The sequence below is a fragment of the Bartonella schoenbuchensis R1 genome, from assembly GCF_002022685.1.
Classification (GTDB): domain Bacteria; phylum Pseudomonadota; class Alphaproteobacteria; order Rhizobiales; family Rhizobiaceae; genus Bartonella; species Bartonella schoenbuchensis.
Window position 1 is genome coordinate 460,943 of sequence record NZ_CP019789.1, and the last position, 12,764, is coordinate 473,706.

Annotated in this window: 9 protein-coding genes and 1 tRNA gene; 5 read left to right on the forward strand and 5 right to left on the reverse strand. The window is 36.5% G+C overall.

The annotated features are described in order from the left end of the window. Nucleotides 1-201: 201 nt before the first annotated feature. The 3 genes from BscR1v2_RS01835 to BscR1v2_RS01845 form a co-directional block, all read right to left on the reverse strand. Complete coding sequence (locus BscR1v2_RS01835) at nt 202-1,494, reverse strand: M16 family metallopeptidase (protein WP_078689519.1); 1,293 nt, start codon at nt 1,492-1,494, stop codon at nt 202-204. Nucleotides 1,495-1,575: 81 nt separating this feature from the next. Beyond that, nucleotides 1,576-2,973: a threonine synthase gene (gene thrC / locus BscR1v2_RS01840; protein WP_078689520.1), complete on the reverse strand. Its 1,398-nt coding sequence runs from the start codon at nt 2,971-2,973 to the stop codon at nt 1,576-1,578. A gap of 309 nt (nt 2,974-3,282) precedes the next feature. Then, entirely contained in the window at nt 3,283-3,975 is a 693-nt protein-coding gene (locus BscR1v2_RS01845; protein ID WP_078689521.1) for an HAD family hydrolase, read from the reverse strand. A gap of 313 nt (nt 3,976-4,288) precedes the next feature. Between BscR1v2_RS01845 and BscR1v2_RS01850 the strand changes: the two genes are divergently transcribed. Then, nucleotides 4,289-5,425: a site-specific DNA-methyltransferase gene (locus tag BscR1v2_RS01850; RefSeq protein WP_010703492.1), complete on the forward strand. Its 1,137-nt coding sequence runs from the start codon at nt 4,289-4,291 to the stop codon at nt 5,423-5,425. 81 nt (nt 5,426-5,506) lie between these two features. Here BscR1v2_RS01850 and mutY read toward each other — a convergent pair whose 3' ends face one another. Then, the gene (gene mutY / locus BscR1v2_RS01855) at nt 5,507-6,565 is read right to left on the reverse strand and encodes an A/G-specific adenine glycosylase (RefSeq protein WP_078689522.1); all 1,059 of its coding nucleotides are present in this window, start codon (nt 6,563-6,565) and stop codon (nt 5,507-5,509) included. Nucleotides 6,566-6,639: 74 nt separating this feature from the next. Between mutY and BscR1v2_RS01860 the strand changes: the two genes are divergently transcribed. The 4 genes from BscR1v2_RS01860 to BscR1v2_RS01875 all read left to right on the forward strand — a co-directional run bounded on the left by BscR1v2_RS01860 (nt 6,640) and on the right by BscR1v2_RS01875 (nt 12,050). Then, nucleotides 6,640-7,140, forward strand: a complete 501-nt coding sequence (locus BscR1v2_RS01860; protein ID WP_078689523.1) for a DUF721 domain-containing protein — start codon at nt 6,640-6,642, stop codon at nt 7,138-7,140. A gap of 92 nt (nt 7,141-7,232) precedes the next feature. Beyond that, entirely contained in the window at nt 7,233-7,877 is a 645-nt protein-coding gene (locus tag BscR1v2_RS01865) for a DsbA family protein (protein WP_078689524.1), read from the forward strand. A gap of 193 nt (nt 7,878-8,070) precedes the next feature. Next, nucleotides 8,071-10,737, forward strand: coding sequence for a pyruvate, phosphate dikinase (gene ppdK, locus BscR1v2_RS01870; protein WP_078689525.1), 2,667 nt, complete (start codon nt 8,071-8,073; stop codon nt 10,735-10,737). A 1,238-nt stretch (nt 10,738-11,975) separates the two neighbouring features. Then, nucleotides 11,976-12,050, forward strand: a tRNA-Gln gene (locus BscR1v2_RS01875). A gap of 364 nt (nt 12,051-12,414) precedes the next feature. On the opposite strand, the gene BscR1v2_RS01880 is transcribed toward BscR1v2_RS01875, so the two are convergent. Further along, nucleotides 12,415-12,612 carry a hypothetical protein gene (locus tag BscR1v2_RS01880; protein WP_153301970.1) on the reverse strand — a complete coding sequence of 66 codons (198 nt, stop codon included), beginning with the start codon at nt 12,610-12,612 and terminating at the stop codon, nt 12,415-12,417. Nucleotides 12,613-12,764: the final 152 nt, after the last annotated feature.

Below are 12,764 nucleotides of genomic sequence, written 5' to 3' on the forward strand. Positions count from 1 at the left end.
TTTTCTATCACATGAAGCGTTGGTTGAGTAGCTTTATACGCTTTTTTAATTCATCTTTCCAAAACTTATTTAATGAGTAAAACTCTTGTGGTGATTTTATAATCAAAAATGCATAGATGGTGTTAATATCAGCTACTTATATAATCGCTTTATTCATTACAAAGGCGATGAATTGAAGTTTTGGAAAGGATTCTGTTTAGTTTATTTACGTTCAGAAGGAGCGGTTATATTAGACAAAAGAGTTGATGTTAAATCATCAAAGTTTATAAGCCGGCCAACAGGACCAATAGCTGCTAATGTTGGTTTTGAGTTGGTAAAAAGGTGAGTGGCAAGTTCAGTTAGTCGTTTTGGGGTAATAAGCTCTAAGCGTTCAATCATTTCAGATACTGGAATTGGTCGATCATAAAGAAGCATTTGGCGTGCAATAAGGTGTGCTTGGCTAGATGGGTTTTCTTGTGATATTGTGAAGTTAGCGCGATATTGTGCCCGCGCTCGTTGAAGTTCGCTTTCGTGAATATTTTTACTCGCTTTAGAAAGTTCATCGAGAATGACAGGCAAAAGTGTTTCTAGCCCTTCTTGTCCGGTAGCAGCATGGATACCAAAAAGCCCAGTATCTGAAAACCCCCAGTGAAAAGAATAAATAGAGTAACATAATCCACGTTTTTCTCTAACTTCTTGAAATAAGCGTGATGACATGCCTCCTCCAAGAATAATTGAAAGAATCTGAGCTGTATAGAAATCACGTGCATGATATGGGCGCCCTTCAAAACCAAGAACAACTTGTGTATCCATTAAATCACGGTATTCACGAAAGTCACCACCGATATAATTGGCAAGGTTGGTAAAAGAGGTTGTTGAATGAGAGCGAAAAGTACTAAGACGGCTTTCAACTTCACGCAAAAAGCTTTCATGATTCACAGCTCCTGCAGCCACTACAATCATGCGGTCTGCACTGTAGTGTTTATTCATAAAACTATGTAAGTCAGCAGACGTAAATGATTGGACTGTCTTTGGTGTTCCTAAAATAGAGCGCCCAAGAGACTGATGACGAAAGGCTGTTTCAGTAAAATGATCAAAAACAATGTCATCCGGAACATCATAGGTAGCACCAATTTCCTGAATAATCACTTGTTTTTCTCGCTCTAATTCGTCTTCATCAAATTTTGAGCATATCATGATGTCAGATAGAATATCGATAGCCAGCGGGATATCGTCTTTAAGTACACGTGCAAAATAGGCAGTTGTTTCAATACTGGTATGGGCATTAATTTCCCCTCCAACATCTTCAATATCGGCTGCAATTTTAAAGGCTGTGCGGTTTTCAGTTCCTTTAAAAGCCATATGTTCAAGGAGATGGGCAATGCCGTGTTGTGTAAAAGTTTCGTTACGTGAGCCAACTTTAACCCATATTCCAAGTGCGACACTGTCAATTTGTTGCATTGTATGCGTGGCAATAGTCAAACCATTACTAAGGCGGCTGATATCTACACCCATTTTATGACTCCGTTAAACAAACTAAATGCCCAATCATAAGGACATTACATATTTTTTGATTTGGATAGACGCAGTTAACATCTAATGCGATGTACGCGATTTTAAAGAGATATAATCTTTGACTATTTTTTCATCATTAGCAAGACTTGTAAAGTGCTCTTCGCGCTGCATTAAATCATTTAGACAAGATGGCCATGGCGCATTAATACCACAAGCGTTTTGGATAGCATCAGGAAATTTAGCAGGGTGAGCAGTAGCAAGGACGATCATTGGAATAGGTGATTGCTTCTTTTCTCGGGCTACTTTCAGTGCAACTGCTGTGTGTGGATCAACCAGGTAACCACTTTCTTTATAAACACTATTAATTGTTTGTGCTGTTTCAGTTACACTACTTTTTCCAGCAGAAAACAAAGTACAAATATTTTTAAGTTGCTTTTTATCAAGGTTAAACCAGCCTGATTGGTTCAAATTTTCCATTGCATTGCAAATCCATACTGAATCACGATTGCAATTTTCAAATAATAAGCGTTCAAAGTTGGAAGAGACTTGAATGTCCATCGAAGGAGATGTGGTATGTATTGTAGGACGTATTTCGTAAACGCCACTGGTTAATGCACGATGAAGAATATCGTTATCATTTGTTGCTATAACCAATTGAGCAATAGGTAGCCCCATACGAGCAGCAACATAACCTGCAAAAATATCACCAAAGTTTCCAGTAGGAACGGTAAATGAAACAGATCTATCGGGTGCCCCAAGGGAAAGTGCAGATGAGAAATAGTAAACAATTTGCGCCATGATACGCGCCCAGTTTATAGAGTTTATTCCTGAGAGCGCTGTTTTTTGACGGAAATTGTGATCATTAAACATTGCTTTGACAAGTGCTTGGCAGTCATCAAAATTGCCTTGAATAGCTATAGCATGAACATTAGCACTGTGATTAGTGGTTATTTGCCGTTGCTGAACTGATGATATGTGCCCTTTAGGAAATAAAATAAAAATATCTGAGTTCTCTCTCCCAGCAAAAGCTTGGATCGCAGCACCGCCTGTATCACCTGATGTAGCACCAATAATTGTTGCACGTTTATTTTTTTTAGTCAGGATATAGTCCATTAGTCTAGCAAGAAATTGCATTGCGACATCTTTAAATGCCAAAGTAGGGCCGTGGAAAAGTTCAAGGATAAATTCATTGGGGCCGGTTTGCTGCAATGGACAGATTGCTGGATGGCGAAAAACAGCATAAGATTCAGTGATTATATTTTCAAAAGTTGTGCGCTCAATCTCATTATCTATAAAAGGCCAAAGAATGGTTTTAGCAATTGTAGCGTAAGATTGACCACGTAGCGCTCGTAATGCATCAGGTGAAAATTGAGGGAATTTTTCTGGAAGATAAAGACCACCATCACTAGCTAGACCCGTCATAATTGTGTCAGTAAAGTTTAAAGCAGGAGCCTTGCCTCTTGTACTGATGTATTTCATAAGTCTTCGCTTTCATTTATTTTGAGCAAATAGGCAATTTTTATATTTTACTTTTTTAATAATATTTAAATTATCCAATGAATGAAAGTGCGGTTGCTCATTTTTGTGCAAAATGAGAAAATTACGCTAAAAATTTCAGATATTAATATAAAATCAGGTGCTAATATAAAATATTGACTATTAAAGAATATGCTAGTTTATAAACAAAGTATCTATTTTATTTTTTTGTTAACTGTGATTTGTATAACTTAATCGCGTTCTTTAAAACTGAAGAAAATCACGATAATTTTTCCTGAAGATATCTTTATATTATAAATCTTGCCATATTGCCATTGCTTCTAAAACTTCCGGTAAATGTGCATGTTTCGTAATTACTGTTTCAGCTCCAGCATCTGTAAGAGCATTGGAGTGGCCAAGATAACTGTGCGATCCTCCCGTAAAGCCAACAACGCGCATCCCCGCTGCTTTTGCTGCATGTACGCCATGAATAGAATCTTCTATAACAATAACATTTTGTGGTTGTACACATAATTTTTGTGCAGCAAAAAGAAAAATATCGGGTGCAGGTTTTGGTTTTTGAGTTCCAACTTCGAGCGCAGAAAATATTTTGTTTTCAAAAAGATCATAGAGATTAACGGCAATGAGCATCTGTTTTATATCTGCGCTCATTGCATTAGAGCAGATACAATAGGGGTATCGAAGTTTAATAGTTTCTATTGCTTTTCTTATACCGTCAATAGCACGTAATTTGGTTGTTATTTGTGCACGAAAAAGGTTTGACATTTGATCTATAAGGCGAGCAGAAATTGGCTTTTTTGTTTCCTGTTCGACTTTTTGAAGAATATCACGAAAAATAAGCCCTGCGTAGCGTTCACTTAATTCTTCAGGTGATATTTCATATCCTGCTTCTGTCAGTAATTGCGCACCAATTTCTGCTGCTAGATATTCAGAATCTACCAAAACTCCATCACAATCAAAAATAATAAGGTCGATTTGAGGCATAAGATATTCCTTATTTATGGCTTAAAAGCTTGTAATAAAACGATATAAAGGCATCCCTTTTTTATAAAAGTATATTTTGAAAGGTACGCCCTATTAACTTAATAAGGTAAGAAATGTTTAAACTATGCACTGAAGAAAAGGAAATAAAAGTTAATAAATATGAATTATTTTACCCGATTTTAAAGAAAAAGGCAATTAGTTTTAAAATAGTTTAACGATCCTTTTACTCTATTTTGTAAATATAAGGCATAATATCAAATCCGTAAATCATTTTGACTATAGGATAGTCTCAGCCCGTATTGTTGAATATTTTATGACAGTTGTTCAGTTTCAAAAAGATCTGGTTTGTACGTCTTTACAGACACAGTGGTGCAATAAAATCCTCAAAGGTGATTGTGTTGCAATGCTGGAAAAGCTCCCTAAGCATTCGGTTGATATGATTTTTGCAGATCCACCTTATAATTTGCAGTTAGAAAATACATTATATCGTCCAGATTATTCACGTGTTGATGCGGTTAATGATGCATGGGATCAATTTGAAAATTTTGCTGCTTATGATGCTTTTACACGTGCGTGGTTATTGGCTTGCCGTCGCGTATTAAAACCCAATGGAACGCTTTGGGTTATAGGGTCTTATCATAATATTTTCCGGGTTGGTACGGCATTACAGGATTTAGGTTTTTGGTTACTCAATGATATCATTTGGCGCAAAAATAATCCTATGCCTAATTTTCGTGGGCGTCGCTTTCAAAATGCCCATGAGACTCTTATTTGGGCTGTGCGTGATCAAAAAGATAAGAAATATACGTTTAATTATAAGGCATTAAAGGCTGCCAATGAAGATGTACAAATGCGTTCAGATTGGCTTTTTCCTCTTTGTACAGGCGCTGAGCGTTTAAAAGATGAAATAGGGCGTAAATTACATCCAACACAAAAGCCGCAAACATTATTAGCACGTATTATTATGGCCTCTAGCAAGCCAGGTGATATTATTCTTGATCCGTTTTTTGGTTCGGGAACGACAGGAGCTGTTGCTAAACTTTTAGGGCGTAATTTTGTGGGTATTGAGCGCGAGCAAAGCTACATTGATGCAGCGCATGAAAGAATTGCTATGGTTAAGCCTCTAGCTGAATCGGAATTAACAGTTTTAGCAAATAAAAAAGCAGAACCGCGTGTAGCATTTACTAATTTACTTGAGGCAGGTTTGTTACATCCTGGAATGATTCTTTATGATCGGAAGAAACGAGTATCTGCTATTGTAAAAGCTGATGGTACTATTATGTATGGTGGTGAAGCTGGCTCTATTCATATGATGGGAAGAAAAGCTCAAGCTTCACAAAGTTGTAATGGCTGGACATTTTGGTATTATGAAGAAGATGGTCAGTTGAAATCAATTGATGATTTAAGAATGGTAATTCGTTCACAAATGTTAAAAACTGGCATTATGTGAGCAATAAATCACATTTATTTGCCTTTCAAATCTCAATAAATTAGCACTAAATTAAATACTAAAGCTTTTACGCAAGCAAAGCTATTTTAGTTTAAAAGAGTTGGGGAGTGCTACAGAAATGGCTTTTTTCATAACGGTGGGAAGTGCCTCTTTGGAAAGATCATGGATATCACACCACCAGCCGTTTTGGAGTTTCGTTTCGCTAATATTGTCGACACAATAGACATCAAGTTTCAGAGAAAAATGAGTAAAAATATGTGTAACTTGTCCTTTAAATTGCCAATTGGCTTGGAAAGGTGCATTTTGGAGCTCATTTTCACCATTTGTTCCAATATGATTGGGTATTTGGGTCATTCCATTGAGTAGTCTGTTACTTTGTTGTTTTTCTAAGTAAATTTGCTTATTTTTATTGAGTACTACAAAAGCAACGCCAGTTTTAAAGAGCCGTGCTTTTTTAGGGGCTTTAACTGGAAATGCTTCTGTTATATGCATTTTTTTTGCTTTGCACAGATTTTGAAGAGGGCAGAGTAAACAAGATGGTTTACGTGGTGTACAAATTGTTGCACCTAAATCCATCATGGCTTGTGCAAAGTCACCAGGACGATTTAAATCAGTAATTTTTTGAGTTTTTTCTTTTATTTCAGATTTTGCTTTAGGTAATACTGAAGTAATAGCAAATAAACGGGTTATAATGCGTTCAACATTACCATCAACAACAGCTACGGGGTGTTCAAAAGCAATTGCAGCAATAGCTGCTGCAGTATAATCTCCGATACCGGGTAAAGTACGTAATGTTTTTACAGATTGAGGAAATTCACCTTTATAGTTTTCAACAAGTTGATGAGCACAATTTTTAAGGTTACGTGCCCGCGAATAATAGCCAAGGCCAGCCCATGCTTTCATAATATCATCTTGTGATGCTTGTGATAGAGAAGAAAGATTAGGCCAAAGCTTTAAAAATTTTTTAAAATAAGGTTTAACTGTTTCAACGGTTGTTTGTTGAAGCATGATTTCAGATAGCCAAACTTTATAAGGATCAGGGCGAATACCTTCCATTTGTTCTTTAGGGGTAATACGCCATGGCAAATGCCGATGATTTTGATCGTACCAAGAAAGAAGGCGCGAAGAAATTTCATGCATCATTGTCTTCAATCATAGGAAGATATAAAATACAAAGAAAAAATTTTTATAATTTAGTAATAATCTGATACGAAATGAGCAAGACATCTCAAAAGCACCATTTTTATTCTCTTTCTAAAACAGTGTCTAGTATGCTTGATCCGATTTTACGCAGGCGGACAGGGCTTAATATGGCGCTTATAGAACACTGGTCGCAGATTGTAGGCTACGATATTGCTGAATCCACAATACCACTCAAAATTATTTGGAAACGTCGTGCAAATCAAGATGAAATTTTTAAACCTGCAACACTTGTCATAGCATGTGAAGGATTTACTGCGTTAAAATTGATCCATGAAACAGAGGAATTGATTCAGCGAATTAATGGTTTTTTTGGGTATGTTGCTATTGACCGTATTAAGATAGAACAAAAGCAAGTATCAACTCTTACTGAGCAGCTAAGGGCAGAGCCAATTGCGAATGAAAAAGATAAACAACACGTGAAGAAAATGCTTCAATATGTTGAAGATGAAAACCTCCGTCAATCGCTTTATGAACTTGGATGTTGCATTTTTGCAGAAAAAAATAATAAATAAATCAAAACATTTTTGTATATTTTTACTATTATCTTTAATATATAAAAGCACTGAATTTCTATATATCTAATAATAACAGAAAAGTTTTTTTTATGCTAAACTATCGTTCTTCTTTATTTTGCATGGTGATTTTAATCTCGGCTATAACTGCACAGATTAATGCGACTACAGCCTTAGCTGGTAAAGTTAAACCAGTTGCAACTGTTGATATGGTTAAGCTTCTTCAGGATGGTAAGGATAGAGTTGAAGGTGATATTAATGCACCAGTGACTATTGTTGAATATGCTTCAGTTACCTGTGGTCATTGTGCTGACTTTTATAATAATGTGCTGCCCAAAATTCGGAAAAAATATATAAAAACGGGTAAAGTAAAGCTTATTTTCCGGGAATTTGCTTTTGATCCTCGGGCAACAGCAGGCTTTATGTTGGCGCGTTGTGCACCAGAAGATCGCTATTTTCCTTTGATAGAAGTTTTATTTCAAAAACAGAGTGAGTGGGTTTGGGTAGAGGATTCTTTAACGCCATTGAAGAAAATTAGCTCACTGGCTGGTTTTACAGATGAGAGCTTTGAGGCTTGTCTAAAAAATCAGTCTATTTTAGATGAAGTAAATGCATCTTTTGAGCGTGGGAAAGAATTTGGTGTTACAGCGACACCTACCTTTTTCATTAATGGTAATAAGTATGAAGGTTTGATGTCAGAGGAAGATTTTTTCTCAATTATTGATAGTTTTCTTTGAACACACACATTCTACTAAGAAAATAAGCAATTAATAATTATGGCGGTTCTCCTTCTTTTTACAAAGGGTTACTTTCGTGCGTTTATGAAACAACGTTTTATTTGGTTAAGCTAATTTGGGATAGGGTGATTCATTTGGACAGTTAGCTTAAGTCAAATGATACTTTAATGTTGATAATGGGAGAACTTGTACAGTGACAAAATGGGTTTATAGTTTTGGTGATGGTAACGCAGAGGGAAGCGCAAATGAGCGTAATCTCCTTGGCGGCAAAGGGGCTAATTTAGCAGAAATGAGCAAGCTTGGCTTACCTGTTCCTCCCGGATTCACTATTACGACAGAAGTTTGTAACTTTTATTATACGCATAACAAGGCATATCCAAAGGAATTGCAAGGAGCTGTCAAGCAAGCACTCAAACGCATTGGTGAACAAACAGGCCGCGAATTTGGTAGTAAAAGCACACCACTGTTACTTTCTGTTCGTTCTGGGGCTCGGGCTTCTATGCCGGGGATGATGGATACAATTCTTAATCTTGGTATGAATGATGAGACAGTGAAAGCAATCGCTTTGCAGACTAGTAATGAACGCTTTGCTTATGACAGTTATCGCCGTTTTATCCAAATGTATTCCAATGTTGTTTTAGGTTTGGATCATTCGTGCTTTGAAGAGATTCTTGATGAGGTAAAAGTATCCAACGGTTATGATGTTGATACAGAAATGACAGCCACTGATTGGAAAAACGTTATTATTTCTTACAAAGCATATGTTGAAGAAAAGTTAGGTGAGCCTTTTCCGCAAGATCCTGAAGAGCAATTGTGGGGTGCAATTGGTGCAGTTTTTTCAAGTTGGATGACTACTCGTGCAATCACTTATCGTCGTTTGCACAATATTCCTGAAAATTGGGGAACGGCGGTTAATGTGCAGGCCATGGTTTTTGGTAATATGGGTGAAGATTCTGCAACAGGTGTTGCGTTTACACGCAATCCATCGACAGGGGAAAAAGAACTTTACGGTGAATTTTTAATCAATGCACAGGGTGAGGATGTTGTAGCAGGCATTCGTACTCCACAAAATATCACTGAGGTTGCAAGGATTGCTGCTGGTTCGAATAAGCCGTCGCTAGAAAAAATTATGCCAGAAGCTTTTTTACAGTTTTGTCAAATTGCCCAAAAACTTGAAAAGCATTACCGTGATATGCAAGATCTTGAATTTACAATTGAAAAGGGTAAATTATGGATTTTACAAACTCGCTCAGGAAAGCGAACGGCACGTGCAGCTTTAAAAATGGCAGTGCAAATGGTTGAGGAGGGGTTGATCAGTCGTGAAGAGGCGGTGATGCGAATTGAGCCAAAATCGCTTGATCAACTTTTACATCCGACTCTTGATCCCAAAGCGGCCCGTTTTGTTGTAGCGCGTGGTTTACCTGCTTCTCCGGGTGCAGCAACTGGTGAAATTGTTTTTACTTCAGAAGAGGCAGAGGTAGCATCAAAAGAAGGCCGTAAAGTTATTTTGGTGCGCGTAGAGACGAGCCCAGAAGACATTCATGGTATGCACGCTGCAGAAGGAATTTTAACAACACGCGGTGGCATGACAAGTCACGCTGCTGTTGTAGCACGTGGTATGGGAAAGCCCTGTATTTCTGGTGCAGGTAGTGTACGAATTGATTATACCACAAACACAATGATTGTTTCAGGAGAGACTTTTCAAAGGGGAGATGTCATTACAATTGATGGTGCAAGTGGAGAGATCCTTAAAGGGAAGGTTGCAATGTTGCAGCCTGAGCTTTGTGGAGACTTCGCTCAATTAATGGAATGGGCTGATAAAATACGGCGTATGAAAATTCGCGTCAATGCAGAAACACCATCTGATGCACGTATGGGGCGTTCTTTTGGAGCTGAAGGTATTGGCCTTTGTCGTACTGAGCATATGTTTTTTGCTGGTGAACGTATTGTTGCTATGCGTGAAATGATTTTAAGCAATGATCAAGATGGACGCCGTAAAGCATTGGATAAGCTTTTGCCAATGCAACGGTCAGATTTTACAGAATTGTTTGAAATTATGTCTGGTTTGCCTGTCACTATCCGTTTTTTGGATCCTCCTTTGCATGAGTTTTTACCAAAAACGGATGCAGAAATTCGTGATGTTGCAATGGCCATGGGAATTCCTTCTGAAATTATTTCCGAACGGGCACAGCAACTACATGAATTTAACCCTATGCTTGGGTTACGGGGATGTCGTTTGATCATTACTTACCCTGAAATTGCTGAAATGCAGGCACGAGCGATTTTTGAAGCAGCGGCAGATGCTGCTCAAAAGTCTGGATCTCCTGTTATGCTTGAAATTATGATACCGCTTGTTGCGCTTAAATCTGAATTGGATTTTGTAAAAACCTGTATTGACGATGTAGCTAGTACAGTAATGAAGGAAAAGGGAAGGGAAATTCAGTATATAGTTGGAACTATGATTGAATTACCAAGAGCTGCTCTTCGTGCAGGTGAGATTGCTGAAACTGCAGAATTTTTTTCGTTTGGAACAAACGATTTGACACAAACTACTTTTGGTATTTCACGTGATGATGCAGCTCCTTTTTTAGCAACTTATTCTCAAAAAAGAATTTTGGAACAAGATCCTTTCGTGTCAATTGACCGTGATGGAGTAGGGGAGCTTATCGCTGTTGCTGCACAGCGTGGGCGTTCTCAGCGTGCAAAAATTAAATTAGGTATTTGTGGTGAACATGGAGGAGATCCTGATTCTATCGCTTTGTGTGAGGAAAATAACTTAGATTATGTTTCGTGTTCACCTTTTCGAGTACCAATTGCACGTTTAGCTGCAGCACAAGCAGCAATTGCCCAAAAGGCATAAAAATCTAAAGATATTATTCTTTACTTTAATGGCTTTGGTATATTGGAATAATACTTTAATACGTTGCTAAAGGTAGACAAGAAAATTTCTTGAGATGCTTTGTTTGAGGTGCCTTATTTGAGTTATGTATATGGAAGATAGCATTGCGTTTGATGTATTTTATGAGAAAGTTTAAGGTACAAAGCATGTTATCATGTTATGCATACATACCGTATCTTATGATGCGTAATAGGTATTAAAGTATTAGACTTGTGGAATTTTTATTGAATGCTGATAGTGATGTTTCTTTACCTGTAAAATAATAGGTGAATATATTAAAGAAACAAAAAAACATTGATTACTACTTATGTAAATTTACTAATAACTATCGAAAATGAATGTTGTGTAGAGTTATTTATGATCTTATAAATAAGTACTTATTTGTGTCATGTAATTGAAATTTCTCTGTAGAATATGAAATTGGAAGAGAATTTTTTGTAAAAGTGCTTTACAATTTATGACTATATAGCACTCATTCTGGAATAGAAGCTCTAAGAGGGTAATGTTTATTCGTTACTATTACTTCATTATAATAGCACTCATTTAGTTTTTGTTTTTTTGCTCCCCCCATCTACGATGGATCCAAACTAATACAGCAAGTTCCAATTTTTTATACCATATGTTTTAGAAATTTTTGTCATTGAAGTTTTCTAAACGTATTTCAATATCTTAGAAGGGGGATGATTTATGAAAAGCAATTATTTATAGTTGGGAATAAAGTGTATCGTTACATATGAGAAGTCTATTTGAGTGATAGCACGTGATCTTTTGTTGAATTTTCTAAACTCAGCTGCGATAATATTTATCTATAAGAGAATAACTAAGGAAAATACCATTTTTATACACGAAAAGTTTATATAATCACTGTATCCATTAAGTATTGTTTAGTTGCCGTTATTCAATAATTTTAGCGTTTTTCAAGAGGATATTTGAATTAAGTTTACTCTGTGAAATGATGATATTTATGATAAAAAAGCTATAACAGCTATAATGTGAACTAAAATTATTTGATCAAGAGAATAAACGTATAGATTTTTTTTGGTATAGTTCTTTTAATATTTGTGGTGTATTGCTCTGTGTTATTGTAATAATTAGAAAGCTTTTGTAAGAAGAAAAATGAAAGCTTTGGCTTTCAGATATTGCGTACAATTACAAGAATCGGTATAAGGCGCGAGCATAGTGTAATAGTTTTCTTTTTTTGGGGTATAGCCAAGCGGTAAGGCACCGGTTTTTGGTACCGGCACTCCCTGGTTCGAATCCAGGTACCCCAGCCAAATATCAATAAAATAAATCGGCTACTGTACAAATAAAGGAATTTGTACTTATTGATTCTATTGCCCTTATTTTTTGCTATCTCTCATTTTTTTGAAGTTTTTTAATTGCTTTTATGACAGGTCGCTTTCTATTTGCTGTCTTTAGTCTTTATAGAGTGATACTATACATATCATCTCCAGTTCATCCAAAGTGCTTTAGCTGGTAAAATTGTAGCACCTACATGCAGCTTTTGTTGTTGCTAATTTTCTCAATCCATGAACTGAACTGATTTCTTAACGCCAGCTGCATTACAAGCATCTCTCAACAGATTACCAAAGCTTTCTTTGCTTAGTTTTTTGCCCTTTTCCCATAGATATAAATGTTTCATGGCCGATAGGGTCCCGTTTCAAATGTTTTTGCTAATTCAAGTAAAATAAGAGCAAAAAGCAGTGCGGCTATTGCAAGTCGTGGGAAATATACTTCCTTTATATCTGATAATGGTTTTACCAGATCAATAATGAGGGTGAGGTGCTGCTTATTGGTTTTAGTAAGGTCAATAAAACGGTTTTTGCACTCTATCACAATTTTTATCGATGACATGCAAGCGTGCATTAATCCGGTTTATTCATGGATATACTTTTCAGTTAATGACGGTATCATCAAAATACATATTCATGTTTATGATTAGATTTTACAAATATAGAGTGTAATTAGAAGGCATAGTAAGTCAGAGA

Coding starts and splice junctions, on each gene's coding strand:
- BscR1v2_RS01835 (WP_078689519.1), bottom strand. CDS start 1,494: ATGGGTGTAGATATCAGCCGCCTTAGTAATGGTTTGACTATTGCCACG.
- thrC (WP_078689520.1), bottom strand. CDS start 2,973: ATGAAATACATCAGTACAAGAGGCAAGGCTCCTGCTTTAAACTTTACT.
- BscR1v2_RS01845 (WP_078689521.1), bottom strand. CDS start 3,975: ATGCCTCAAATCGACCTTATTATTTTTGATTGTGATGGAGTTTTGGTA.
- BscR1v2_RS01850 (WP_010703492.1), top strand. CDS start 4,289: ATGACAGTTGTTCAGTTTCAAAAAGATCTGGTTTGTACGTCTTTACAG.
- mutY (WP_078689522.1), bottom strand. CDS start 6,565: ATGCATGAAATTTCTTCGCGCCTTCTTTCTTGGTACGATCAAAATCAT.
- BscR1v2_RS01860 (WP_078689523.1), top strand. CDS start 6,640: ATGAGCAAGACATCTCAAAAGCACCATTTTTATTCTCTTTCTAAAACA.
- BscR1v2_RS01865 (WP_078689524.1), top strand. CDS start 7,233: ATGCTAAACTATCGTTCTTCTTTATTTTGCATGGTGATTTTAATCTCG.